This is a genomic window from Nonomuraea sp. NPDC004702, assembly GCF_053601695.1.
On record NZ_JBSGCE010000003.1, the window covers coordinates 368,719 to 393,291 of the forward strand.

General features: G+C 71.6%; 27 protein-coding genes. 12 read left to right on the forward strand and 15 right to left on the reverse strand.

Annotated elements, in window-relative coordinates; translation table 11 throughout:
* Window positions 1-26: 26 nt before the first annotated feature.
* A complete protein-coding gene (locus ACWEJ6_RS06670) occupies window positions 27-1,190 on the reverse strand; it encodes an alpha/beta hydrolase family protein (protein WP_452421856.1) in 1,164 nt (387 codons plus the stop codon).
* A 296-nt stretch (window positions 1,191-1,486) separates the two neighbouring features.
* Window positions 1,487-1,978 carry a winged helix-turn-helix transcriptional regulator gene (locus ACWEJ6_RS06675; RefSeq protein WP_452421858.1) on the reverse strand — a complete coding sequence of 164 codons (492 nt, stop codon included), beginning with the start codon at window positions 1,976-1,978 and terminating at the stop codon, window positions 1,487-1,489.
* An 80-nt stretch (window positions 1,979-2,058) separates the two neighbouring features.
* Between ACWEJ6_RS06675 and ACWEJ6_RS06680 the strand changes: the two genes are divergently transcribed.
* Together ACWEJ6_RS06680 and ACWEJ6_RS06685 are read left to right on the forward strand one after the other, a co-directional pair.
* Window positions 2,059-2,655: a dihydrofolate reductase family protein gene (locus ACWEJ6_RS06680; protein WP_452421860.1), complete on the forward strand. Its 597-nt coding sequence runs from the start codon at window positions 2,059-2,061 to the stop codon at window positions 2,653-2,655.
* Complete coding sequence (locus tag ACWEJ6_RS06685) at window positions 2,649-3,485, forward strand: MBL fold metallo-hydrolase (RefSeq protein ID WP_452421862.1); 837 nt, start codon at window positions 2,649-2,651, stop codon at window positions 3,483-3,485. Before ACWEJ6_RS06680 ends, ACWEJ6_RS06685 begins: the two co-directional genes overlap by 7 nt.
* A 58-nt stretch (window positions 3,486-3,543) precedes the next feature.
* Here ACWEJ6_RS06685 and ACWEJ6_RS06690 read toward each other — a convergent pair whose 3' ends face one another.
* The 4 genes from ACWEJ6_RS06690 to ACWEJ6_RS06705 all read right to left on the reverse strand — a co-directional run bounded on the left by ACWEJ6_RS06690 (window position 3,544) and on the right by ACWEJ6_RS06705 (window position 6,741).
* Window positions 3,544-3,723, reverse strand: coding sequence for a hypothetical protein (locus ACWEJ6_RS06690; protein ID WP_452421864.1), 180 nt, complete (start codon window positions 3,721-3,723; stop codon window positions 3,544-3,546).
* Between the two features lie 9 nt (window positions 3,724-3,732).
* On the reverse strand, window positions 3,733-5,148 hold the full coding sequence (locus ACWEJ6_RS06695) for an FAD-binding oxidoreductase (RefSeq protein WP_452421866.1): 1,416 nt from the start codon (window positions 5,146-5,148) through the stop codon (window positions 3,733-3,735).
* Window positions 5,149-5,191: 43 nt separating this feature from the next.
* Window positions 5,192-6,097 carry an LLM class flavin-dependent oxidoreductase gene (locus tag ACWEJ6_RS06700; RefSeq protein ID WP_452421868.1) on the reverse strand — a complete coding sequence of 302 codons (906 nt, stop codon included), beginning with the start codon at window positions 6,095-6,097 and terminating at the stop codon, window positions 5,192-5,194.
* A gap of 179 nt (window positions 6,098-6,276) precedes the next feature.
* Window positions 6,277-6,741 (reverse strand): MarR family winged helix-turn-helix transcriptional regulator, encoded by a 465-nt coding sequence (locus ACWEJ6_RS06705; protein WP_358287222.1) that lies wholly within the window; start codon window positions 6,739-6,741, stop codon window positions 6,277-6,279.
* A gap of 131 nt (window positions 6,742-6,872) precedes the next feature.
* On the opposite strand from ACWEJ6_RS06705, the gene ACWEJ6_RS06710 reads away from it, so the two are divergent.
* Both ACWEJ6_RS06710 and ACWEJ6_RS06715 read left to right on the forward strand, forming a co-directional pair.
* Window positions 6,873-7,703, forward strand: coding sequence for an NAD(P)H-binding protein (locus ACWEJ6_RS06710; protein WP_452421870.1), 831 nt, complete (start codon window positions 6,873-6,875; stop codon window positions 7,701-7,703).
* A gap of 124 nt (window positions 7,704-7,827) precedes the next feature.
* Window positions 7,828-9,246 (forward strand): alpha/beta hydrolase family protein, encoded by a 1,419-nt coding sequence (locus ACWEJ6_RS06715; RefSeq protein ID WP_452421872.1) that lies wholly within the window; start codon window positions 7,828-7,830, stop codon window positions 9,244-9,246.
* A gap of 21 nt (window positions 9,247-9,267) precedes the next feature.
* Here the strand turns inward: ACWEJ6_RS06715 and ACWEJ6_RS06720 are convergent, their stop codons facing one another.
* The gene (locus ACWEJ6_RS06720; protein WP_452421874.1) at window positions 9,268-10,320 is read right to left on the reverse strand and encodes a winged helix DNA-binding domain-containing protein; all 1,053 of its coding nucleotides are present in this window, start codon (window positions 10,318-10,320) and stop codon (window positions 9,268-9,270) included.
* A complete protein-coding gene (locus ACWEJ6_RS06725) occupies window positions 10,317-11,303 on the reverse strand; it encodes a zinc-binding dehydrogenase (RefSeq protein WP_452421876.1) in 987 nt (328 codons plus the stop codon). Before ACWEJ6_RS06725 ends, ACWEJ6_RS06720 begins: the two co-directional genes overlap by 4 nt.
* A 62-nt stretch (window positions 11,304-11,365) precedes the next feature.
* Between ACWEJ6_RS06725 and ACWEJ6_RS06730 the strand changes: the two genes are divergently transcribed.
* Window positions 11,366-12,334, forward strand: a complete 969-nt coding sequence (locus ACWEJ6_RS06730; protein WP_452421878.1) for a helix-turn-helix transcriptional regulator — start codon at window positions 11,366-11,368, stop codon at window positions 12,332-12,334.
* Window positions 12,335-12,374: 40 nt separating this feature from the next.
* On the opposite strand, the gene ACWEJ6_RS06735 is transcribed toward ACWEJ6_RS06730, so the two are convergent.
* A complete protein-coding gene (locus ACWEJ6_RS06735) occupies window positions 12,375-13,268 on the reverse strand; it encodes a carbon-nitrogen hydrolase family protein (RefSeq protein ID WP_452421880.1) in 894 nt (297 codons plus the stop codon).
* A gap of 234 nt (window positions 13,269-13,502) precedes the next feature.
* Between ACWEJ6_RS06735 and ACWEJ6_RS06740 the strand changes: the two genes are divergently transcribed.
* The 3 genes from ACWEJ6_RS06740 to ACWEJ6_RS06750 all read left to right on the forward strand — a co-directional run bounded on the left by ACWEJ6_RS06740 (window position 13,503) and on the right by ACWEJ6_RS06750 (window position 15,735).
* Window positions 13,503-13,979, forward strand: a complete 477-nt coding sequence (locus tag ACWEJ6_RS06740; protein WP_452421882.1) for a MarR family winged helix-turn-helix transcriptional regulator — start codon at window positions 13,503-13,505, stop codon at window positions 13,977-13,979.
* Between the two features lie 180 nt (window positions 13,980-14,159).
* On the forward strand, window positions 14,160-15,068 hold the full coding sequence (locus ACWEJ6_RS06745; protein WP_452421884.1) for an NmrA family NAD(P)-binding protein: 909 nt from the start codon (window positions 14,160-14,162) through the stop codon (window positions 15,066-15,068).
* Between the two features lie 232 nt (window positions 15,069-15,300).
* Window positions 15,301-15,735 (forward strand): hypothetical protein, encoded by a 435-nt coding sequence (locus ACWEJ6_RS06750; protein ID WP_452421886.1) that lies wholly within the window; start codon window positions 15,301-15,303, stop codon window positions 15,733-15,735.
* Window positions 15,736-15,751: 16 nt separating this feature from the next.
* Here ACWEJ6_RS06750 and ACWEJ6_RS06755 read toward each other — a convergent pair whose 3' ends face one another.
* A complete protein-coding gene (locus ACWEJ6_RS06755) occupies window positions 15,752-16,228 on the reverse strand; it encodes a GDSL-type esterase/lipase family protein (RefSeq protein WP_452421888.1) in 477 nt (158 codons plus the stop codon).
* Window positions 16,229-16,399: 171 nt separating this feature from the next.
* On the opposite strand from ACWEJ6_RS06755, the gene ACWEJ6_RS06760 reads away from it, so the two are divergent.
* The 3 genes from ACWEJ6_RS06760 to ACWEJ6_RS06770 all read left to right on the forward strand — a co-directional run bounded on the left by ACWEJ6_RS06760 (window position 16,400) and on the right by ACWEJ6_RS06770 (window position 19,843).
* Window positions 16,400-17,266: a hypothetical protein gene (locus ACWEJ6_RS06760; RefSeq protein ID WP_452421890.1), complete on the forward strand. Its 867-nt coding sequence runs from the start codon at window positions 16,400-16,402 to the stop codon at window positions 17,264-17,266.
* A gap of 303 nt (window positions 17,267-17,569) precedes the next feature.
* Complete coding sequence (locus ACWEJ6_RS06765; protein WP_452421892.1) at window positions 17,570-18,973, forward strand: MFS transporter; 1,404 nt, start codon at window positions 17,570-17,572, stop codon at window positions 18,971-18,973.
* A 21-nt stretch (window positions 18,974-18,994) separates the two neighbouring features.
* Window positions 18,995-19,843, forward strand: a complete 849-nt coding sequence (locus ACWEJ6_RS06770) for an SDR family oxidoreductase (RefSeq protein WP_452421894.1) — start codon at window positions 18,995-18,997, stop codon at window positions 19,841-19,843.
* Window positions 19,844-19,875: 32 nt separating this feature from the next.
* Here ACWEJ6_RS06770 and ACWEJ6_RS06775 read toward each other — a convergent pair whose 3' ends face one another.
* The 5 genes from ACWEJ6_RS06775 to ACWEJ6_RS06795 form a co-directional block, all read right to left on the reverse strand.
* Window positions 19,876-20,772, reverse strand: coding sequence for an aminoglycoside phosphotransferase family protein (locus ACWEJ6_RS06775; protein WP_452421896.1), 897 nt, complete (start codon window positions 20,770-20,772; stop codon window positions 19,876-19,878).
* 240 nt (window positions 20,773-21,012) lie between these two features.
* On the reverse strand, window positions 21,013-21,459 hold the full coding sequence (locus tag ACWEJ6_RS06780; RefSeq protein WP_452421898.1) for a hypothetical protein: 447 nt from the start codon (window positions 21,457-21,459) through the stop codon (window positions 21,013-21,015).
* Between the two features lie 63 nt (window positions 21,460-21,522).
* Window positions 21,523-21,861, reverse strand: coding sequence for a hypothetical protein (locus tag ACWEJ6_RS06785; RefSeq protein ID WP_452421900.1), 339 nt, complete (start codon window positions 21,859-21,861; stop codon window positions 21,523-21,525).
* A 36-nt stretch (window positions 21,862-21,897) separates the two neighbouring features.
* Entirely contained in the window at window positions 21,898-22,392 is a 495-nt protein-coding gene (locus ACWEJ6_RS06790; RefSeq protein ID WP_452421902.1) for an NUDIX domain-containing protein, read from the reverse strand.
* A 78-nt stretch (window positions 22,393-22,470) separates the two neighbouring features.
* Window positions 22,471-23,874: an MFS transporter gene (locus tag ACWEJ6_RS06795; protein ID WP_452421904.1), complete on the reverse strand. Its 1,404-nt coding sequence runs from the start codon at window positions 23,872-23,874 to the stop codon at window positions 22,471-22,473.
* A 90-nt stretch (window positions 23,875-23,964) separates the two neighbouring features.
* Between ACWEJ6_RS06795 and ACWEJ6_RS06800 the strand changes: the two genes are divergently transcribed.
* Entirely contained in the window at window positions 23,965-24,534 is a 570-nt protein-coding gene (locus ACWEJ6_RS06800; RefSeq protein ID WP_387674493.1) for a TetR/AcrR family transcriptional regulator, read from the forward strand.
* Window positions 24,535-24,573: the final 39 nt, after the last annotated feature.

Consider the following 24,573-nt stretch of genomic DNA (forward strand, 5'->3'; position numbering starts at 1 on the left):
ACCGGTCCGGAGCGCAGGCGTGCACATCAGCAGTTCTCGACCGGCGGCCCGCAGAACAGGACCTCGGGATGGCGCTTGGAGGGCTTGTTCAGCAGGGGTTGCGGCCGGCCGCGCAGGTGCAGGTCGAAGAAGGCGGCGACGTACCTGCGGGTGAGATCCAGCGAGCGGGTCTCCTTCAGGCCGCTGCCGAGGTCGACGCCGAGCTGCTGGAGCAGCATGTCGTAGTCGGTGAACGACGGGTGCAGCGCCCCCTTCACCACCAGCCAGCGTCTCCACCCGGTCAGGCGTGCCCAGTCGCGTCTCCAGGTGCCGTCGTTCGAGGGGGCGCCCATCAGCATGAACGGCCGCGCCAGTCCGCCGTCGGGGATCGGGAGGAACAGGCTGCCGTCCATGTTGATCCCCGCGCGTACCCGGGCGTCCCGCAGCATGGTCTCCGGGACGGCGGCGCCGCCGATGGACTGGCCGACCATCGCGATCCGGGCCGGATCGATCAGGGCGCCGCCCTTCCACGCGGGCCGCGACCCGGTCAACTGGTCGAGCACGAAACGCGTGTCGATCGCCCGGCTTCTGATCACCCTCTGGCCGAAGTCGTCGTCGTCGGCGTTCGCGCAGGCGGCGCAGGTGGCGATCCGCCCGTCAGGGAAGGTGGTGGCGAAGTTCTCGTAGGTGTGGTCGATGCCGGCCACCACGTACCCCCGGCTCGCCAGGTCCTCGGCCAGACCCGTGAGGGAACTGCGCGGCCAGGTGAAGCCGGGCGACAGCACCACGAGCGGCAGGCCGCGCCGGCGTCCCGAGGGCTCGGCGTCTTCGAGGGCGTTCGTACGGGTGCGGCTCAGCCCGTCCGGCGGAATGCTCTCCAGTTCCTTGATCCCCGATCCCTTCAGGAGCAGCTCCGACTCCTTGGGGGTGACGTACGGCGCCCGCCGTCCGGCCTGCGCCGCCGTCGGGTACCACAGGGAGACCATGAGCTCCCTCGTCCTGGCCGCGGGGACCCACGGGTCGGGACGGGCGGCGTCGGTCAGGTGCAGGGACGTCGTGCCGACCCGGTGCGGGCCGGTCGGCTTCGGGAGGTACGGCGTACCGGGTGCCACGGCGGCGGCGGCGGGTGTCCATGCGAGGGAGGCCGTGAGGGCGAGCACCCCGGCTACGGCGGCTACGAGTACGGGCCTTCTGGGTTTGTCGAGTGCCATGCGGTTGATCTTGCGGTTCCGGGGCAATGCCGACATCGGCCACGAGTCCACAACCCCCTCGGCCGAACGGCTGATCTTGCCCCCCTCCATGGACGCGGACGTTCCGGCATCCGACCTGGGACGGCTGCGCGCCACAGCCCGGCCGGCGCCCTTCGAGCAGGGCGACCTCGCGCGGTTCCCGGCCGACGAACGACTCCAGCCGATCGGCAGCTCATCTCAGCCGCCGACCGGCCAGGCCCGGCCCGTGGTGCTCGTGGACGGCTTCAAGCCCGACCGCCGCCACCAGCTCGCAGCCGTCACCGTCGATCGTGGTGTTCTTGCGCGGCGGCGGCGTCGAGGCGTTCGAACGGGCCGGGGCCGTCGTGCGGCTTCGGCGGGGCGCCGAGGTGGCGGACGCGCAGCTCGTCCATCAGCTCCTCGATGAACGCCGGGCCCTCGTCCCGCATGGCCTGTTGCCGGTTCCGGAGGTCGTCGCTGCCCGGACGCCAGTCGAGGCCCCAGTCGCCGAGGGCGTAAATGATCGGAAGGGTTCGGATGCCGGCTTCGGTGAGGCTGTAGCGGGCGCGCTGACCTCGCGCGGCGGTGCCGCGGGCGAGGATCCCCGCCTCGACGAGCCGCACGAGGCGGTCGGCGAGGATGTTCGAGGCGATGCCCTCGATCGACCCGGTGAGCAGCGCCCGGAAGTGGCGGCGGTCGTGGAAGATGACGTCGCGCAGCACGAGCAACGTCCAGCGATCTCCGAGCACCTCGACGGCGGCGTTGATCGGGCATCCGGACCGTGGTTCCACGATTCCTCTCCTCCTTGACAGGGTTTTCGCTCCTCCTATAGTAGTTGCAAATTGCAAGCACTTTTTCCGAGGAGGAGCTGATGGGTCGCTTCGTCTACGCGATGCAGGTCTCCCTCGACCTGCGGATCGAGCAGGTTCCGGGGGACGCCGGCGCCGGCGAATGGCTGCGTGTCGACGAGGAGCTGCACCGCGCGGCCAACGCGCAGATGCGGGCGCTCGCGCTCATGGTCCACGGGCGGGTCTACTACGAGGTCATGGAGGAGTACTGGCCACGTGCGGGCGAGGACGCGTCGTTGCCGGACTACATGCGTGAGTACGGCGAGATGTGGACCGCCAAGCCCAAGGTGCTCGTCTCCCGCACGCGCCGCAGCGCCGCTCACAACACCCGGATCATCGGCGGCGACGACGCGATCGAGCAGCTCGCCGCCCTGCGCGCCGAGACCGACGGCAGCATCAGCGTGGGCGGCGCGACGCTCGCGACGCAGCTGCTCCGGGCGGGGCTGCTGGACGAGTTGCTGCTCTTCACCCACCCCGCGATCCTCGGCTTCGGCAGGCCGCTGTTCGACGACTACGACCTGCCGATCGATCTCGACCTGCTGGAGCAGCGGACGTTCGAGCAGGGCGTCACGATGCACCGCTACGCCGTCCGGGACGCGAAGGAGGCGAGCTCGTGCTGAAGCAGGTCGCGGAGGGCGTGTGGGTTCACGAGAGCGAGTTCGTGCAGAGCAACGCCGTTGCGGTGCGGGGCCGGGCCGGGGTGCTGCTCATCGACCCCGGGGTGACCGGCGCCGAGCTCGACTGCCTCGCGCACGATCTCGCCGGATCAGGCCGGGCTGTGGTGGCGGGGTTTTCCACCCATCCGGACTGGGATCACCTGCTCTGGCACGCCCGGCTCGGCGACGCGCCCCGTTACGGCACGGCGCGCTGCGCGGCCACCGTCCGCGAGCAGCTGCCGGACGAGGCCGCGAAGGCCCGCGTCGCCGACCACCTGCTGGAGACGGAGATCGCCGGCCAGGTACCGATGGACCTCCTCGGCCTCGTCACCGGCCTGCCCGCCGGAACCACGCGGATCCCCTGGGACGGCCCCGAGGTCCGCATCATCGAGCATCAAGCACACGCCCCCGGCCATGCGGCGCTCTTGATCGAGGAACGCGGGGTTCTCGTCGCCGGCGACATGCTGTCCGACGTCCTGGTTCCGATGCTCGACCTGGACGGCACCGCCGACCCGATCGAGGACTACCTCACCGCCCTCCGGCTGCTGGAGGACGTGGCGGGCGGCGTTGACGTCGTCGTCCCCGGCCACGGTTCCGTCGGCGGGTCCGACCAGATGAAGGCGCGGATCGCGCAGGATCGGGCGTACGTGCTCGGGTTGCGGAACGGCCACGTCTCCGCCGATCCGCGGATCGGCCCGTCGGCCAAGCCGGGCTGGGAGTGGGTGAGCAGCGTGCACGAAGGGCAGCTCCAGAGCCTCGCCGGAAGAAGCGGGCGCGACGGGACGCCCCGCTAGCGAGAGCCCAGAAGCCCCGAGCCGCGGTCGGCCCAGGACCTGTGCGGGCGCGCGCCGGTCAGCAGCAGGCGAGGGTCCGTCGGCCGCGCGCGGCGGACGTCTCCTCGTCCTGGGCGATGCGGCCGCGCATCATGACCTTCATGAAGCGCTGCGTCCTGGCCCGGCCGATGACGAACGGGTTGGGCGCACCCCCGTTCGCCGACTGCGGGCTCGGCCGCAGCCTCCTGAAGGACCTCAACAGACTGTTTCAGCCAGGCATCGGCGGGATGTTGTGGTTGAAGCGGAACATGTTGCCGGGGTCGTGGGCCGTCTTGACGGCGACCAGCCGCTCGTACGCCTCCGGTGTGAACGCCTGCCGCACGTCCTCCGGATCGGTGTGGGCGACGCCCGCCATGAAGTTGAGCGTGCGCATCCCGCTGTTCCAGGGGGCGAGGGTCTGGACGACCCGGTCGTGCCCGGCATGTACGGCCTCGTCCTCGCCGATGCCGAGGACACCGGCGGAGTACAGCTGGAACTGGGCGGCGGTGCGCGCGACCGCGTTCGGCAGGCGCGGCGGCCGGGCGAGGGCGCCGCCGAGATGACGGATCTCGATGCCGACCGCGCTGTTCGACCCGGGGCCCACCAGCGCCAGGATCGCCTCGACGGCGTCGTGGTCGAGGTGGGTGAGCTGGAAGTTGTCGATGTGGTACGAGCCGGGCGTCGGCGGATCGTTGTGGATGGTGCCGACCTCGGTGTACGGGAGGTCGGTGACGGTGTCGAGCAGTGGCGTGGCGATCTCGCGCAGCGGCTTGACCAGCCGGTCGCCGTCCTGCGGCGAGCCGAGGTAGCTCAGGCGCAGGTGCAGGGCGAAACGCCCGCGCAACTCCCCGGGGATCTCGGGCACATCGGGCCAGGGCATCATCAGGAAGGAGGAGCTGAGCTCGTCGGGCGCCTCGGTGACCCAGGTGCGGTAGAAGTGCAGCACGTCGCGGATCGACTCGGCCGGGAAGAACAGGCCGCCGCCGTAGATCCGCGACACCTCCACCAGTTCCACCTCAAGTGAGGTGACCACCCCGAAGTTGCCCTTGCCGCCGCGCAGCGCCCAGAACAGGTCGGTGTTCTCCTCCTGCGAGGCGGTGCGCGGTTCGCCGTCGGCGGTGACGACCTCGATGGAGCGTACGTAATCGGCGGCGTAACCGTAGCGGCGGGACAGCACGCCGATGCCGCCGCCCAGCGTGTAGGAGACGGCGCCGACGAACGGCGCCGAGCCGTTCAGCGGGGCCAGGCCGTGCCGGGCGGCGGAGTGGATGACCTCCCGCCACAACACGCCCGCCTCCAACCGCACGGTGCGGCGCTCGGGGTCGACCCAGTGGCCGTCCATGCGCCGCGTGGAGATGAGGAGGGCCCCGTCGGCGGGCGGCCCCACACCGTGGCCGGTGGCCTGGACGGCGACGCCCAGCCCGTGGTCGCGGGCGAAGCGCACCGCGGCCACCACGTCGTCGGCGCCGGCCGCGCCGACGATGACGGCCGGGTGGTGTACGACGGAGCGGTCGAAGCCCTCCGCCTCCTCGGTGTACCCCGGGTCGCCGGGGAGGAAGACCGGGCCCTTGACGCTGCCGGCGAGTACCGTCACCGCCCCGGCGGTCAGAGCTGGGCCGCCCGTCGACGAAATTTGCTCGATCACTGGCGTGTCCTCACGTGTCGTCATTCAGGGGGTGCGGTCCCGGTCAGCCTGTGGTGAACTCGAAGGTCGGGTTGCGCCGGGCCCCCACCCGCTCCAGCGCCTCGGCCAGCAGGTGGACCTGGTCCAGGGAACTGCTGACCGGGTAGAGCACCAGGTCGTCGACGCCCGCGTCCGACAGAGCGATCAGCTCCTTGAGCAGGCGCTCGTCGGAGTCGAGCGAGTCGGCGCGGACCGACTCGTAGTAGGGCGACTCCTTGGAGCCGTAGTAGTGGGCCACGTACTCGTCGGTGAGCTGGACGGCCTCGGGACCGCAGCAGAAGTAGCGGCCGGTGAGGATGTGCGGCCTGCCGGGCCGCCCAGCCGCGGCCCATGCCTCGGTGACGCCTTGCACGCCGTTCACCAGCAGGTCCAGGCTCAGCGTCGGCGCCACCCAGCCGTCGCCGAAGCGGGCGGCGCGGGCATAGCCGGCGGGGATCAGGCCACCGATGAGCAGCTTGGGACGGCCCTCGCCGGGCAGCGGGGTCGGGCCGGAGATGCTGGTGACCTCACCGTCCCAGACGCGGCGCATCTCGGTCAGGGTGTCGTCGAAGATCTTGCCGTGGCCCTTGTCGGGAGCGCCGCTGAGGGTGAAGTCGTCCGGCCAGCCCCCGATGCCCAGGCCCGCCGTGAGCCGGCCCTGCGAGATCAGGTCGACGGTGGCGAGCTGTTTGGCGAACAGGATCGGGTTGCCCCGCCATCCGACGTTCAGCACGCTGGTGAACAGCTGGACGCGCTCTGTCACCGCCGCGGCGATGCCGAGGGAGACCAGCGGGTCCAGGATGTCGTAGACCAGGCGGTCGATGGATCCCAGGGAGTGGAAGCCGAGGCGCTCGCTGTCCTCCGCCCACTGCTTGACCTCCCGCGCAGGACGTCCGGGAACGGCGATCGGCAGACCGATTCCAATATTCACGAGCACTCCGTCTCAACCAGATCTCACTAGGGCACAACGATCCGGACGGTCCATTTCCGGCCGTCCTCATGCGCCCGCCGAGGGGCACAGCCGTGACGATATTCAGCGAGATCGGCATCGAGCTTGTACGGATCGGACATGCTCCGAACCGGCCGGCCCGGGCGCCTCCGCACCACGCTCTAGGCGGACGTCGTGAGGCGCTGTGCCTGTGCGCGGCCCACCGAGGCGGCCCGCTCCAGATAGTCGGCGATCAGGGCGAGCGCGTCGTCGTCGTAGTGGTCGAGCATCTCGACGAACGCCCTGCCGGGAACGTCCCAAGCCGCACCGATCCGGGCACGGGCCTCCGGGGTCAGGGCGACCAGGGCGCGCCTGCGGTCGGCCGGGTCGGCGTGCCGCACGACGAGACCCGCCTTGTCCAGGCGGTCGACCAGGCGCGTGGCCGAGCCGGGGGTGAGTCCGGCCAGGCGGGCGATCTCGCCGGTGCTGATCGGCCCCTGCTCCAGATCGAGCAGGGCCACGCATTGCAGGTCGGTGGGGTGGAGGCCGAGCCGGTCGGCCATGGCCTGGTTGAACAGCGTGTAGGCCGCGTAGTGGCGCTGACTCTCGTCGCTGATGCGCTTGAGCATCTCGGCTCGATTTGACACGTGCGGCTCCGTACTCCTCATAATGTTCGTCACGCAATCATTGCATGGCACAACTTCTGTGTCGCGCTTTCATTCTATCGACGGGCGTCGTGCTCACGTCGCGAAGAGTCTGCGAAGGGATCTGCACCGACATGACCACTCTTGTCACCGGCGCTCGCGGCGCCGTCGCGATCGCTCTCATCGGCCTCCTGCGCGAGCGGGGATTGTCTGTACGACCGGCGTCCAAGGCCCCCGCCGACTCGTCCGTCGTCAGGTGCGACCTGGGCGATCCGTCCACCTTTGACCGTGTGCTCGCAGGCGTGACCTCGGTGTTCCTGTACGCCGAGCCGTCGCACGCGCAGGAGTTCGCCGCGGCGGCCGAGGCGGCCGGGGTCGAGCATGTCGTGCTGCTGTCCTCGGCCGCCGTGCTCATGCCCGATCCCGACAGCAACCCCTTGGCCGCCACGCATCTCGTCCCGGAACGCGCCCTGGCCGCCTCGCCCGTGCCGAGCACCGTCCTGCGGCCCGGCACCTTCTGCGGCAACGCGATGGCGTGGTCACGGGCCATCAAGTCGGGGACGCCGATCACCCTGCCCTACCCGAACGCGCACGTCGACGCCATCCACGAGGCGGACATCGCGGCGGTCGCGGCCGCCGTGCTGGCCGACCCCGCGCTCGGCGGCAGAGCGTACACACTGACCGGACCCCAGTCGCTCACGTTCACCGACCAGATCGAGATCCTCTCCCGCGTCACCGGGCGGGACATCGCGATCACGCCCGTCACCAGGCAGGAGTGGACGGCCGAAATGGCGCAGTACATGAACGCGGCCTTCGCGGACGCCCTGCTGGACTACTGGCAGAGCTGCGACGGCCGTCCGATCGAGCTCACGCCGGTGGTGGAGGAGCTGACCGGCACGCCCGCGCGGACGTTCGCCTCCTGGGCCGAGGAGAACCGGGCGGCGTTCCTCGGCCGGCACGCCTGATCGCCGCGGCGCGGCCGCTTGCGACTCCGGTCGCAGACAGTTCGCGGCGGTCATACCGGGGTCGCATGCGGCTCTCGGCCTCGGGCCCGATGTCCGGCCGAGGTCATTGCGACACCGTGATCACATGAACGTGACCGTGTTCGGCCTGTCCCTCGTGGAACTCCTGGCCCTGGCAGCCGCCGTCGCGCTGGTGCTGGCCCGCTGGCTGCCGTCCGGAGCGCGCCGGCCGTCGATCCTGGCCGGTGCGGCGGCCCTCGTGGTGTCCGCGGGCGTGCTGGCCGTGCTCGGGATCCGCTGGCAACTCCTCCCCGTTCTCGCAGGCGGGGGCATCGCGCTGGCGTTCGCCGCGCCGTCCCTGCTGGGGCAGCGTGCCGGGCGGCGGGCTCGATGGTGGCTGGCGCTGCCCGGGTCGGCGGCATGCCTGGCGCTGGTCGTCGCGGGCGCGACGGCGGCGTGGGCGCTGCCCCTGCCCGTGTTCCCCGAGCCGTCGGGCGCCTACGCCGTCGGCACCACCGTCGTCCAGTGGACCGACGCTGATCGGGCGGAAGCCGCCACGTCCAGGACCGATGACAAGCGGGTGGTCGTCGTCCAGCTCTGGTATCCCGCGCGGGACGTCGCCCCGGCCGCCGAGCGGGCGCGGTACCTCGGCCGCACGGCACGCGAAGCCCAGGTCGTCGCCCATGGCCAGGCCGAGTACCTGGGCCTTCCCGCCTTCGTTCTGGACGAGCCGGCACGCGCCCGCACGCGTTCGGTGCCCGATGCGCCGGTGGCCGGCGGGGGCCGGTTTCCCTTGGTGCTGTTCTCGCCCGGGCTCGGAGGTGTGCGCACCCAGAACACCGCCTGGGCCGAGGAACTGGCCGGCCGCGGGTACGTCGTGGCCGCACTCGACCACCCGTACGACTCGGCCGTCGTCACCCTCGCCGACGGCCGAACGGTCCGCACGCGCGTCGCGGCCACCGGCGACCAGGCGGAGGACAACAGACGCGCGGCCGGATGGACGGCGGTCAGAGCCGCCGACCTCAGCTTCGTCCTCACCCAGCTCGGCCGCCTGGACCGTGGAGAGATCCCGGGCCTCCTGAGCGGACGCCTCGACGTCCGCCGCGCCGCGGCGACCGGTCACTCCCTCGGGGGCGCCGCCGCCCTGCAGGCCGCCCGCCAGGACCCCCGCTTCGCGGCCGTCATCGACCTGGACGGCTTCCCCCGCGACCCCGTCGCGCGCCCCTTCCACCAGCCCGTGCTCGCGCTCACCCACGACGTCGAACCGGGCGAGTCGCCGGACTACATCCCGCGCCTCACGCAGGTGCTCCAGCTCAGCACGGCGACCGGCTACCGGCTCACCGTCCCCGGCACGGCGCACCTCACCTTCACCGACGCGCCGCTCTTCATGCCGCCCCTGCCCGCGCTCATCGGCTCTCTCGGCCGGACCGCCGGGCCGCGCATCACCGCGGCCGCCACCGTCGCCTTCCTGGACGCCACACTCCGCGGCACCTCCGGCGACCTGGCCGCGGCCCTGTCCAGGTACGGCCACCTGACCGTCCTGTGACGCCCGTTCTTGTCGTCGCGTTCAGCGGCGCGACAGGAACGGCAGCAGTCGGCTGATCTCGTCGTCCACTGCCTGCTGTTCGTCCCGGGAGAAGCCGCCGAACGGGGTCAGTCGTACGTCGCCTGCGGTGAAGGACCAGGTGCCGCGGACGTAACCGTCGACGAGCACGGTGGGCAGGACCCTGGCCTGCCCGGGGGTGACGTGCCTGCGGTCGGCGTCGGCGATGATGCGGCTGCGGTCGGCGTGGCCCAGGAGGGCGTTGTCGTAGGCGGGCAGCAGCCGCACCGGCGCGGGGGTGTCGGGGTCAGGGAGCGGGGCATCGGGCAGGTCGAACAGGCGCCGGCCGTCGGGGCCGGTGCAGTGGCGCAGGTCCGAGCCCATGTCCGAGACGATCTGGTCCAGCCGGGTCAGCCCGCACCACGCCTGGACGTCCGCCACGGTGGCGGGCCCGAAGGCGGCCAGGTAGCGGCGGACCAGGTCGCGGAGCGCGGCGGGCTGCGGGGCCTCGACCGGCGCGGCGCTGACGGTGATCGATGAGCGGGTCCCCCACCCGCCCCAGGACGCGGTGGCCGGATCGTGGACGAGCGGGGTGCGCAGCTCGACCTCACCTGCCAGGACTCGGCTGTCGCGGCCCGGGTGGAGGGACGCGAGGCGCCCGGCGAGCTCCTTCCTGGGCAGCGGCCCGGTCCGCAGCAGGGCGCGTCCCTCGGCCACCAGCGTTTCGGGGTCGAGTCCGGCGTTGTTGCGCCGGAAGTGCGCCGAGTCGGCGGTGCGGTTCAGGACGGGCTGCAGCACCGGCCGCAGCCGACGGAAGTCGTCGGCTGCGGCGAGGTGCATCGTGCTGCGCAGGAAACCGGACCGGACGACCCGTCCCTCGGTGAGCAGGGCGGTGAGGTCGGCGTGGGTGAAGTCGCGGATGCGGGCCCACAGGCCGACGTAGGGCCAGTTCGGCTCCTGCGCCTGCATGGCGACCAGGCGGCCGATCACCTCCAGGGCCGTCAGGTCGGTCCGCTCCAGCAGGAACTGCCGCTGGAGCAGGGCCCGGTTGAGCGCCCGGCGGGACAGGACGGTCATACCAGCCGCACCGAGACGTTGCCGCGGTACTCGCCGCGCAACAGGGCCAGGAACGCGCCGGGGACGCCGTCGATGCCGGTCTCGACGACGGTCCGCGGGTAGACGAACCGGCCCTGGTCGAGCGCTGTGCGGAAGTGGCGGTGCCAGGCGGCGATCTGGTCGGGGGTGTGGTGGCAGGAGAACGGCAGCAGCTCGACGTCCCTGGCCAGGGCGGCGTCGCGGTCGGGCTCGGGGAAGCGGTCGGCGGCGGCGCCGAGCTGGGTGGACAACGATCCGCACAGGGCGAACCTGGCGCCCGGCGCGGCGACTTCGAGCGCGGCGTCGTACAACGCGCCGCCGACGGTGTCGAAGAAGACGGTGATGCCCTCCGGGGCCAGCTCCTTGAGCGCGGCGACCGGGTCGTGGTGGTAGTCGAAGGCGGCGTCGAAGCCGAGTTCGTCCATGAGGTAGTCGGCCTTGGCCTGGCTGCCCGCGCTGCCGATCACCCTCCTGGCGCCCAGGTTGCGGGCGATCTGCCCGGCCAGCGAGCCGACACCGCCGGCCGCGCCGGAGACGAAGACGACGTCGCCCTCGCCGACCTTGGCCACGTCCGCGACGCCGTGGTAGGCGGTCGGGCCCTGGGCCAGGTGGTAGGTCGGGTCGGGATAGGCGTCCGGGTCGAGCTTGATGTAGGAGGCCGCCGGTCCCGCCGAGTGCGTGCTCCACCCGCTCATCGACTGGACCAGGTCGCCCTCCCGCAGGTCGGGGCTCGCCGAGCGCAACACGGTGCCGATCGCCATGACGCCCACCCGCCGGCCGGGCTGCCAGGCCGGGATCGGAAGGCGGCAGTCGGCGCGCATGAGTTCGAGACAGGTGGCGGCCAGCCCCAGATAGTCGGTACGGACCACGACCTCCCCCTCGATCTCGGCCGGAGCGACGGTGAAGTGCTCGGGGCCCGGGACGGCGGCGATCTGGGCGGTCAACTGAACCTCTTGAGTGATCATGGTGACCACTCTAGGAAGGCTTCCGGCCACTTTCTGACCGGAAGTATCCAGATAATGGCGATATGGCCAACACCAGTTCCCGCACCCTCACCCTGCTGTCGTTGCTGCAGACGCACCGCCACTGGCCGGGCGCGGACCTGGCCGAGCGGCTCGGCGTGTCGGAACGCACACTTCGCCGCGATGTCGATCGCCTGCGCGAGCTGGGCTATCCCGTGCACGCCTCCCGAGGCACCGACGGCGGCTACCAGCTGGCGCCCGGGGCCGTGCTGCCGCCGTTGCTGCTCGACGACGAAGAAGGGGTCGCGCTGGCGGTCGGCATGGGAGACGCGGCGCAGAGCGGCATCGCGGGGCTGGAGGAGGCGGCGGTGCGCGCGCTGACCAAGGTGGTACAGGTCCTGCCGCCCCGCCTGCGGGCTCGGGTGAACGCGCTGCGCGCGATGACCGTCTCGGCGGCCTCGGCCGGGCCGGTGATCCCGGCGGAGGTGCTGACGATGATCGCCCAGTCGTGCCGGGACCAGGAACGGCTGCGCTTCGACTACGTCGCACGCGCCGGCGCGCGCACCGAACGCGAAGTGGAGCCCCATCGCCTCGTCGCGCTCGGGGGCCGCTGGTATCTGGTGGCCTACGACCTGACCAGGCACGACTGGCGCAGCTTCCGCCTCGACCGGCTGGCCCAGCCACGCAACACCGGCGCCCCCTTCCTGCCACGGCCGCTGCCCGGCGGGGACGCCGCCGCGTTCGTCCGCACCGCGGCCCAGGTCCCCACCGCCAAAACCGTCGTCGCGCTGGTTCACGCACCGGCGGAACAGGTACGCCGGAGGGCCGGCCGATGGGGCGAGATCGAACCGGTCGACCCCGATCGATGCCGGCTCACGATGACCTCCACCAGCCTGGACTGGCCCACGCAGGCCCTGGGCAACATCGGCGCGGAGTTCGAGGTGCTGGAATCGCCGGAGTTCGTCGATCACCTCAGAGACTGGGGCACCCGGTTTCTCGACGCCGTCGACAGATCGTCCCCCGGGTCGCGGTGACAGCTGTGCATTCGGGTCGCCGGGTGGCGCGTGACGACGGTCAGAATGCCGTGCGGGTCCCGCTGCGGGGATCCTCCGGCACCAGGTGATCGTCATAGAGTCCGGCACGTGCCAGGCGTCGCCAGGGCCGGGCCAGGCGGACCGACACGTCGATGTCGGCGTCCGTCGCGTCCAGGTCCAGATCTGCCACGGCCAGGGCCGGTCGGCCGTCTGCCGGACAGCGCGCGAGCCGGCGGCCGCCCGGCGCGACGATCCCTGACGGGGCGGTCGCGCTGAACTGCGCCGGGACGGAGTACCCGAGCCAGTAGCCGTACAACCTCCCGTACGCCTGCGCGACGACCGCCCGCGCCGCGTCGTCGACCATCACCGACAGCAGCACGCAGTCCACGTCCAGGCGCTCGTACTCGGCGAACACCTCGGGGAACTCGGCCTCGATGCACAGTGCGCACCCGAAGCGGACGCCGTCGATCTCGAAGACGACCGGGGACGAACCGGGCGCGTACAGGAACGACACCTCGGTGTTCGACAAGAACCGCTTGTCGTAGCGCGTGACCAGCCGGCCCTGGTCGGAGACCACGTACAGGCTGTTGTGCGGCCGGTTCGGCGGGGTCAGCGGGTGGATCGAGCCGAAGGCCACCCAGAGCCCGAGTCGTCCTGCCAGATCGGCGATCGACTCGGCCTCCTCGTGCAGCACGTCCCAGCGGACCCGGCTCCAGTCCGCCGCGCTCGGCGTCCCGGACGGCCCCGAGCACATCACGTGCTTGCTCGGATACGTGAGCGCCCCCTCCGGGAACTGCACCAGCCGCGCCCCGGCCGCGCTCGCCTCCCGCATCAGGCCGCGCACCTGCGCGCCACTCGCCCGCAGCGCGCCGGGATCGGTGGGGTCCTCGGGCACCGTGCTCTGCGCGACCGCCAGCCGTAACGTCCTCGCCATCCCGGGGACGCGCAGGGCCTGGGCGCCTCGGAACAGTCCTCGGCGATCCCGAGAACACGCAGGACCCTGGTTGACGTCGTCCATCACGGGAGACTCCTGCCGTTGACCATGTCGGGCACGGTGGCCGCCACCACGATTCTCGCCTCGACCGGCACGGTGAATGCACTTGCATGAACCGCCACCCTTCCCTATGGTTGGTTTGAGCCAACCAACTAATGGTGGGAGGGGGCCGGGATGTCGGGAACGGCGGAGAACGGCGACGCCCGGCTGCGCGAGGCCACCGATCGGGTGGCGGCGGCGCTGGCCACCGTGGGCAACTGGATGTTCGCCCCGACGACGCGGCGACGGATCATGGCCGCCTCCGGGCTGGAGTTGTCGCTGGGCGACTACACCCTGCTCGCGCAGATCTCCCTGCACGCCCCCGTGCGGTTGTCGGTGCTGGCCGAACTGATGGAGGTGGACAAGTCCACGCTCTCGCCCCCCGCCAAACGCCTGGAGTCGCGCGGGTTCATCGAGCGGCAGCCCGACCCGGACGACGCCCGGGCGAGGCTGGTGAGCGTCACGCGGGAGGGCAAGCTCGCCATCCGCGAACTCTGGAAGGCCCGGACGACCGCCGTCGCCGCGCTCATGGAGGGCTGGGAACCGTCCGACATCGAGCATCTGGCCGACGGTCTGGCCGCCTTCGCCGGGGCGATCAAAAAGGGCGCATGACCCCGCGTCGCCGATAGAACGAAAACACAGCATCAGGCTCGCTGCCGCGCTGCGGACATTCACGCCATCAGCCGGCAGGCTCCTTCTCCTTCCTGAGTCCAGCACGGACGCCATGACGCCCGAAGAGCCGTTACCGGCCTGGGCGAAACACCGATTCGCTCTCGAAAGGAGCCAGTGAACGTGTCCAGTTCCTCGAAGGTCTTCGTGGCCGGCGCCACCGGACTGCTCGGCCGTCAGATCGTCAGCTCCCTTCTCGACCAGGGCGCCGCCGTCCGCGCCCTGGTCCGGCCCGGCGCCGACGCGAGCAGGCAGGCCGCGCTCGCAGCACTGCGGTCGCGCGGCGTGGAGGTGACGGAAGGCGACGTCACCGACCCGGCCGAGGTGCTGGCCGAGGCCGTCGGCGACGCCGTCACCGTCGTCTCGGTCGTGCAAGGCGGCCCCGACGTGATCGTGGACGGCCAGGCCAACCTGGCGCGCGCCGCCGCGAAGGCCGGCGCCCGCCGGTTCATCCCCTCCGACTTCGCCATCGACCTGACCAAGCTCGACGACGGCGACAACGTCATGACCGACTGGCGTCGCCGCGCCGCCGCCGCGTACGCCGACGCCGGCCTTGAGGTGATCTCCGTGCTCAACGGCGCCTTCTACGAGGTGATGGTCGGTTTCATGGGCCTGGTCGACTGGCAGCGGGGCACTTTGTCGCACTGGGGCGACCCCGATCAGCCGCTCGACCTGACCTCGGTGTCCGACACCGCCGCCTACACCGCCGCCGTCGCCCTGGACCGGCAGGCCACCGGCACGCTGCGTTTCGCCGGTGACGTGCTGTCCATGCGGCAGTTCCACGAGGCCGTCCAGCGCGGCTCGGGCCGCACTCTGGAGCTGCGGCACCTCGGCACCGCCGACGAACTGCGCGCGGAGATCGAACGCCAAGCCGCCCGAACCCGGAACCCGTTCGACTACGTCGCTCTGCAGTACCAGTGGTGCATGGTGACCGGAAAGGCGAAGTTCGCCGCCCTCGACAACGACCGGTACCCGCAGATCACGCCGACTCCGGTGACGGACTTCGTGCGCGCGACCACGCCTACGGCCTGATTCACGCTCTCACCTCAGCCATCTGCGTAAACATTCCGTCACTCTGTGTGACATGCGCCCGGAATGAGCCATAAGGCGCTGATCAGCCCAGTGGTTCGCTCTCGCCGGACGGCCCTTGGACGCTGCGCAGCCACGATGCGGCTTTTCTGGGCGGATTCGCCATGCTCAAGCCTTCTTCCTGGCGCGTGACGTGCATCGAGCGCCAGGAGGCGAACAGTCCACGGAGGACGCAATGAGACGCACAGCCCTTCTACGGTGTGCCGCCGTTCCGGCGCTGGCCGCCGCGCTGCTGATGGGAGCCGTGTCGACGGCCCACGCGGCGGCCGGCGGCGACGGTGACGGAAAGGGCCCCTGCCCGCACGCCTGCCCGCCGGGACGCCCCGGCCCGCCCGGACCTCCCGGACCGACCGAGCCGACCCAGATCATCCGGACCCCGCACACGCTGACGCCCGGGCTCAACACCGGGAGCGCCACCTGCCCGGCGGGAACCGTCATCACGGGCGGCGGACTGGTGACGCCCCTCGGCGGCAACAACCTCACCGTCCAGGTGTACGAGTCCTTCCCGTCCGCCGAGAACGCCTGGACGGTGTCCTTCAACAACTCGGCGAGCACCACGGGCACCTACACGGTCTACGCCGTGTGCATCCCCGTGACCCCGACCACCTGACGCCCACAGGCCCGGGTCACGCGACCAGGCGCAACCAGGCCGCCGCGAGCGCCGCGTGACCGGCCGGCGTCGGGTGCACGCCGTCCACGGCCCAGTGCTCAGGCCCGGCCGTCGCGGCCAGCTCGGCGAACATGCCGTCCGCGGCGAGCAGGCGGTCGTAACCTGCCCCGTAGTCCTCGGCGGAGATCACGTAGCCGTCCGGGTCGTAGGTGTGCCAGCCCATGTCGTTGCCGCCGACGAGGATCGACACCACGTCCGGGCGCGCGTCGAGCACGTCCGCCTGCCAGCGGGCTTCGAGGTCCATCACCTTGTCGCCGCCGTTCCCGGTGTTCAGCCAGGTCACAGGCCGGTCCGGGTGCCGGAGGCCCCACTCCCCCGCGATGCGCGACGGGTAGCCGACCCCGAGGCCCTCGTCGCTGTCCAGCCGCCCGCGGTCGGTGATGGAGTCGCCGGTGAACATCACGGTGCTTCCCGCGCAGAGGGTGATCGTCATGTGGGTCTCCTGGAAAACGGTTGAGAGAGCGTCACATCGGTCAAGCGCGGCGCCGACCGCTCGCCGGACGGCCGAACCAACGGCTCGCGGCCCGCTCGTCGGCCGCTGTGAGCGGTCGACCGCGCCGCCGTCGAACTCCAGCATGCCGACGTACTGTCCGGGCTGGCCCGGATGTTCCGGGCCCGGCTCGCCGAGAACGCGGGCGACCTCGACACGACGCGCGCCGACGTGACCTCGGCCCTGGCCCGCTTCCGGCAGGTCGGCGACCGCTGGGGCCAGGCCACCGCGCTGCCGATGCGCGCCCAGCTGCGGCAGTACGACGGCGACCTCGACGGCGCGCTGGCCGACCTGCGCGAGGCCCGGTCGCTGGCCGCCGAGTTCGGCTCGCTCAGCCTCGGCGACCAGGTCTTCAGCGACCTGCGCTGGATCGACCTGCACCTGCGGCGCGGCGACACCGTCCTGGCGATCGCGATGATCGAGTCGGCCCGCGAGCGGGTGCGGCGGGCGACCTCGACGGAGCTGCGGGCCCTGTTCGACGCGTGGGAGGCCGGCTTCCGGATGCGGCTCGGCGACCTGGACCGGGCGCGCACACTGCTGGACGACGCCGGACGGGACCTCGACGGCGACGCCACGTTCGCCGGTGACCACGTGCGCACGCTGGTCGGCAGCGCGCGGGCCTGGCTCTGCCTGGAGACCGGCGACCCGGCCGGCGCGGAGAAGGCGCTGGAGCAGGCGTACGCGGCGGCGTCGCGGACCGGGGACCTGCCGATCCTGTCGCTGGTGGCGGTGAACGCCGCCGCGCTCGCCGAGGCGCACGGACGGCATCACGACTCGGCCGTCCTGCTCGGTGCCGCGTCCCGGCTGCGCGGCGCTCATGACCGCACCGATCGGCAGGTCGGCGAACTCAGCCGCCGAGGACGGGCCGCGCTGGGCGAGGCGGCCTTCGCCGCGGCGTACGGGCAGGGCCGGCGCCTGGACGGCAAGACGGCCGCGATCGCAGCCGACCCGGCCCGGCTGCGCGGACCGGACGTGGCGTAGGCGTCACCGGTCGAGTTGCACCGCCCGGGCATCGGATGTTAGCGTCGCCGACGTCCGGTTGATCACTTCCCGGACTGTCTACGGCCTGGCGATCCATCGGGAGCCTCGAGAACAGACGAACACATGAAGGACCTTGATCGATAATCCCGCACGCGGGTGGATCAGGGTTGAGAGGGCCTAACAGGCCGGTTCGCGTCAGGTTCGTGCCTGACCATTCCCATCTCCATCGCCCGTTCAGGGTCGATGTTCTTCCGTTCGTTCGCAGGCTCCGCCGGAGCTTGCCTCCTGATCGCTAGGATCTTCGTGACCTCCCGTTCTTCCGCACCTGTCGTGACCGTGCCGGCCGGCGCCACCACAGTCGTCGTCCTCCTGATGGCGGCGGTCTTCCTGTCCCTGCTCGACTCGCAGATCGTCGCCACGGCGCTGCCCCGCATCGTCGCCGACCTCGGCGGCCTGGACCGGTTCGCCTGGGTCAGCACCGGTTACCTCATCGCCGGCAGCGTCGCCGTCCCCGTCTACGGCAAGCTCGGTGACCTGTACGGCCGCAAACGCGTCTTCCTCGTCTCGATCCTGGTCTTCCTGGCCGGCTCGGTCGCCTGCGGCCTGGCCCACACCATGACCCAGCTGATCGTCTTCCGGGTCGTCCAGGGCCTCGGCAGCGGCGGCCTGTTCATCTCGGTGCTGTCCATCCTCGGCGAGATGTTCACCCCTCAGCAGGGCGCCCGCTACTACGGCTGGTTCTCCCTGACGTTCGGCGCCGCGTCCCTGACCGGCCCTGCCATCGGCGGCCTGCTCACCGACCTGGCCGGCTGGCGCTCGATCTTCCTGGTCAACCTGCCCCTCGGCGCACTCGTCGTCGCCGTCGTCGCGATCCGGCTGCACCTGCCCGTCCAGCGCGGACAGGCCCGCCTCGACCACCTCGGCGTCATCCTCCTGGCCGCCGCGATCGTCGCGGTGAACCTGCTCACCACCTGGGCCGGCACCGCCCACGCCTGGACCTCGCCGGTCATCCTCGGCCTGGCCGCCGCCTGCGTGCTGCTGCCGGTGCTGTTCGTGCTCGCCCAGCGCCGCGCGACGGACCCGGTCATCCCCCTGCGCCTGTTCCGCGATCGCACGTTCTCCGTCGTCGTGGCGGTCGGCTTCGTCGCCGGGTTCCTCGGCCTGGGCATCGTCAACTACCTGGTGCTCTGGCTGCAGGCCGTCCTGTCCCTCGGCGTCCGTACCTCCGGCTACCTGCTCACCGCGATGATGCTCGGCGTCGTCCTCACCTCCTACGCCTCCACCAGGCTGATCACCCGCACCGGCGCCTACCGCCGCCATCCAGCCGCCAGCATGGTCCTGTTCGCACTGGCGGGGCTGCTGTGCGCGGTCGTCGACGCCGGTCCGGTGCTCGCGGCCGTCTTCCTGCTGCTGTTCGGCATCGCCGCCGGGCTCAACTCCCAGGCCCTGAGCCTGGCCGCCCGCGACGCCGCCCGTCGTGACGACCTCGGCGCCGTCCAGGGCACCGCCGCCATGGCCCGGCAGACGGGCACCGCGCTCGGCACGTCCTTCTTCGCCGCGCTCGTGACCGGCAGGCTGCCGGTCCACCCCGGCCCGGCCGACTACGCCGACGCGCTGCACCTGGTCTTCCTCGCCGTCATCCCGATCGCGCTGATCGGGCTGGCCCTGTCCCTGCTGCTCCCTGACGTCAAGCTCTCCCGTTCCTGAACCACGCGGAAAGGACCCTTCATGTTCCTCATCACCGGTGCCACCGGCACTGTCGGCTCCGAACTCCTCGCCCTGCTCGCCGGCCGGAACGTGCCTGTCCGGGCCATGACCCGCGATCCCGCCAAGGCCGCGTTCCCGGCCGGCGTCGAGGTCGCCACCGGCGCCCTCGACCGGCCGGACACTCTCGACGCCGCCCTCGACGGCGTCGAGAAGGTCTTCGTCCTGCCGCCCGGGTACGGCCCGGACGGCCCCGTCCAGGAACGCGACCTGGTCGCCGCGGCGGCCCGGGCCGGGGTCTCCCACCTGGTCAAGCTGTCCACCAGCGGCGTCACCTTCGACGCCACCGATCCCATCAGCACCGGCCATCGGCTCGGCGAACAGGTCGTCATGGACTCCGGCCTGCCGTGGACGATGCTGCGCCCCGGCACCTTCATGACCTACCTGCACGGCTACGCCCCCACCATCGCCGCCGAGCACACCATGTACGTCACCGAAGGCGACCCCGTCTCCGCGATGATCCATCCGCGGGACATCGCCGCCGTCGCCGCGCACGTCCTGACCACGCCCGGCCACGACGGCCGGGTCTACACCCTCACCGGTGGCCAGGCCCTCTCACCCCGTGACCAGGCCGACGTCATCGGGCAGATCCTGGACCGGCCGATCAAGCTCGTCGAACGCAGTGCAGCCGAGACCCGGGCGGAGTTCGACCGTCTCGGCTGGTCGGGGCCTCGTCTGGAGGCGCTGCTGGAGCTCAAGCGCCAATCGGCGGCCTGGGACCGGAGGGTCTTCGACACCGTCGAAAGGCTCACCGGCCGGGCTCCGCTGACCCTCCACGACTGGGTCCGCGAGAACGTCCACGTCTTCCGGTGACGGAACCGTCCCGGCGCGGGCCGTGGCGTGCCTCACACGCCCTTCAGCACACGATCGAGCGCCGCCCGGCCCGCAGGCCCCCAGTGCGGCTTGCCGCCGGGCAGGCCGCGATCTCCGTTCTGCCCCATGAGCAGCAGGAAGAGGCTCTTCATGGCGGCCAGCCCGCGGGCGCGCCGGATCGTCGCCTCGTCCGCCTGTCCGTACGCGTCGAAGAAGCGTGCGGCCGCGCCCGCGGGGAGCAGCACCCATGCGGCGGCCAGGTCCCACGCCGGATCGCCGGCGAACAAGGAACCGAAGTCGACAACGCCCGCGAGCGTTCCGTCCGAGACGACCACGTTCGCGGGATGCAGGTCGCCGTGCACCCACACCGGCGGCCCCGCCCACTCGGGGGCGGCGACCGCATCGGCCCACACGTCACGGACGGCGCCGACATCACCGACGGCGCCGGGGTCGACGGCCTGCAAGAAGTGTTCGAAGCCGCTCGTGCACCTCTTGGGGTGAGCGCCGAGGTCCGCGCTGGCGGGGGCCTCGGCGGGCGCCTCCACATGAAGCGCCCGCAGGAAGCCCGCCAGCGTGTCGGCCGCGTGGGCGCCCCTGCTGATCGAGCCGTGGTCCAGCGGCTCGCCGGCGACCCACGTCATCACGGTCCAGTGCTTGGGGAAGCGCCCGGACGGTTCGCCGAACCGCACAGGGGTCGGCACCGGCAGCGGCAGGCGCGGGGCCAGCACAGGCAGCCACCGCCGCTCCTTGAGCTGGAGCTCCGGAGTGGGGTCCATGCGCTGCATGCGCACGGCCAACTCGTCCCCGAGGCGCCACATCTGGTTGCCCCAACCCCCCGCCACCTCCCGGACGGCCAGCCCGGCGAGGTCTGGATGTTGCTCCCGCAGCAAGTCACGGACCAGGTCAGCGGTGATCTCGATCTCGGTCATGCGAAGCCACAGTACCGAGGCGGCAGGCGTCGGACGTCAATCGAGCGCTCCAGGAAGAGCGTCAGGGGCGCTGGGGCCTCTGCGAGTGCCTCAAGGCGGCGGCGCCTGCCTTGCGCGTCCTTCCAGAACGTGACCGCCCGATCGATGTCGGCCGGGGAACCGGCCGGTCAGCACCCACTCGATGGTCATCGTGTGCGCGGCCGCCGAGCCGCTCGAACACGATGGCTGTGCGGCAGGCCGTCAGTCGATGCGCTGGCAGATCGTCACCGGCAGACGCGGCGACCAGGTACGGGTGGCCTCGTCGTAGGCCTGCGCGTAGCCGTTCTTGCTGCCGGAGCAGGGGGCGGCGATGGTCGTCTCCACGTAGACGGCGCCGCCGGGGGTGACGGGGTGGGTGCGGGCGATCACCCACCTGGAGAACTTCGTGACGCCGTTGTTGAACTTGACGGTCACGAAGACGCGGCGGTCGACGGTGAAATTGCCGCCGGCGACCTTGAGGTGGTTGTTGAAGGTGTAGGTGAACAGGAAGGAACGCGCCTGTGCGAGATCCCGGGCGTGGCTGGTGTTGCCGAGGCCGGAAGGCGAGGCCGGCGACGCGTTCGCGGCGCTGCTCATGGCCGGGACGGTCAGGGCGATGGTCGCGGCGGTGGCGGTCAGGCCGAATAGGGCGCGCAAGCTGCGGTTCATCGGAACCTCCTGTTGTATGGGGACTTGAGCACCATTGAGCGGCCGACCGCCTGCAACGCGCTTTCAAGCCCCCGGACATCCGCCGACCGGCGCGGGCTGACCCCGCTGTTCTGGTTTACGGGTGGTGGTGCGCAGGTGGTGCTGAAAGGTGGGATGACGGCCGGTCCCCATGTGACACATCATCACGGGGGCGAGGTCGTCGCGCAGTTCGGCCTGCCGGAGCATGAGCTCGCACGTCAGCACGGCGAGGGCGCGCAGGCTCGGCCGCCGGCCGAGACCGTCGGGCACCCGCAGATCGGCGTGGACGTGATCGACCATGAGCTCCGGCAGGCCGTCCTTGCCGGACACGTGACCGCAGGGCGCCATGGGGGCGACGCCCAGGTGGGTGGCCAGGCGGCGCATGGTGATCGCCCCGGGTCCGCCCGGGAGCGGCTGTCGTCACTGAGCCGGGTGGCCGAGATATCGGTGCAGGGCTTGTCGTCCGGCTGGGACGAAAGGCCCTCGATCGACCACCTTGCGCAGTTCGGGCTTCGTGACCCAGGCATGCCAAGCGATCTCGGACGGGTCCGGAGCCAACGCCTCGGCGACCAAGGCCTCGTGCACCCCGAACCAGACAGGGCTGATCCCCGCCTGGCACAGGAACCTGAACAGAAGACGGACCGGAACGCCGACGCTCAGTTCCTCGACCAGTTCCCGGGCCGCCGCGTCCTCATACGATTCCCCTACGCCCACGGCGCCGCCGACCAGCACGTCATAGTGGCCGGGAAAGCGAACATGCTCCTCGGCCCGGCGCAGCACGAGGATGCGCCCCGTCGGATCGCGGCAGATCGTCGTCGCGATCCGATGCATCCACCGCCGGCGCACCGCCTCTGCGCGCTCCACGACCTCCAGCACGCGGTCCTGTTCATCCACCCGCTCGACCAGCTCACCCACGCGGCACACCGTCGCAGACGCCACTGACAATCCTTACCGAGGTGCGCTGTCGGAGAAGTCGACGGCCGGGACGAGCCGTCAGCGGACGCTCGCCGACTGCTCGGCCTCCTGACTGTTCGCCCGGACGCCGCTCGGCGTCCGGGCCGCGGCCAGCCACAGGCCGGTGAAGACGGCGCAGGCCAGCGTCACGGCACCCGCCACGAGGAAGGCGCTGTTGAGGCCGGACTCGAACGAGGCTCCGCCAACCTCCCGCGTGTGCACGATCGCCCCGAGCACCGCCACGCCGAGCACCGCGCCGATCTGCCGGGTGGTGCTGGCGACGCCCGAGGCGAGGCCGCCCTCCTGCGGGCTGACCGCCTGGATGGCGGCCCCGGTCAGCGGTGACATGGTGAGAGCGAACCCGATGCCGACGACCGCCAGCCGCCACCACACGTTCCCGTAGCCGGTGTCGGCGTGGACGAAGCCCAGCGCCAGCAGCCCCAGCCCGGCCAGCGCCAGGCCGGTGCCGGCGACGACGCGGAAGCCGTACCTGGCCGCGAGCCGGCCCGCGTACGGGCTGACGATCACCATGGCCAGCGAGACGGGCAGCGTCTGCAGGCCGGCGACCAGGATCGAAGTGCCCTGGACGTACACGAAGAACTGGGAGAAGAAGAACGACGACCCCATCAGCGCGAACCCGACCACGACCATCGCCGTGTTGGACACCGTGAACAGCCGCTGACGGAACAGCCGCAGCGGCAGCATCGGCGTCGCCACCCGACCCTCGACCACGACGAACGCGGCCAGGAGCACCAGCCCGGCGGCGAAGCTGCCCAGGATCACCGGCGAGGTCCAGCCTCGGGAACCGCCCTCGATCAGGCCGTACGTCACAGCGCCCACGCCCGCGGCGGACAGGACCGTGCCGGGGACGTCGATCGGCGGCGCGCTCGGGTTGCGGGACTCCCCAAGCACGCGCAGCCCGGCCAGCAGCAGGACCGCCCCGATGGGCACGTTGACCAGGAAGATGGCGGGCCAGCCGAAGGACTCCACCAGGATCCCGCCCGCCAGCGGTCCGGCGGCCAGGCCGAGGCCGCTGAACCCGGCCCACAGCCCGATCGCCCTGACGCGTTCCTTCGGGGCGGGATACGCGGCGGTGAGCAGCGCCAAAGAGGCGGGGCTCAGCGCCGCGGCCCCGACGCCCTGCAGCACCCGTCCGGCGATCAGCCAGCCGATCGAGGGCGCGAGCGCGCACACCACCGAGGCGGCCGTGAACACCACCACCCCGGCCAGGAACACCCGCCGGCGGCCGAACCGGTCGGCGAAGACGCCGCCCGACAGCAGCAGCATGGCCACCAGCAGCACGTAGGCATCGACGATCCACTGCAGACCGGTCAGCCCGATGTGCAGCCGCTGCTGCATGTCAGGGAGGGCCGCGCCGACGATCGTGTTGTCAAGCAGCACCATGAACTGGCCTGCGCAGGTCAGGGTGAGCAACGCTCTCACGTACATCTCTCCTAAAAGCAGTTGGTGACTGCGTTAACGTAGACCCTCTGAAGCTCTAACGCAAGTCCCAACTGCGTTAAGGTGGGACGCATGGATGAGCAGGGGCGGGCCAAGCGGCCCGGCGGGCGCAGCGCCCGGGTCCGCGCGGCAGTGCATCAAGCCGTGACCGAGCTGGTCAGGGAGCGCGGCTACGGACATTTCACGATCGGCGACATCGCGGCCCGCGCGGGCGTGGCCGACACCAGCCTCTACCGCCGGTGGGGCAACCTCCAGGCCCTGCTCAGCGATGTGCTGCTGACCCGGCTCAACGCGCAGTCGCCGATGCCCGACACCGGCAGCCTGGCCGGCGACCTGCGCACCCACGCCGCCAACGTGGCCCGGGAGGTCACCGGCCCCGACGGCCTGGCGCTGGTGCGGCTGACCCTCGCGCTGTCCGGCGAGGGCCAGCAGGGCCTGCAGGCGCGCGACGAGCTTCTGGCCGACCGCACCAGCCAGCTGCAGGCCGTGCTCGACCGCGCCCGCGCCCGCGGCGAGAACCCGCCCGACGTGCTGGAGGTGCTGGACCACCTCCTGGCGCCGATCTACATGCGCGTTTTGTTCAACGCGGGGCCGCTCACCTCTGACTACCTCGACGGGCTGGTCGACCGGTTGCTCGCCTGATCCGGTCCGTCGCGCTGTGGAACCGGCGACCGAAGGACC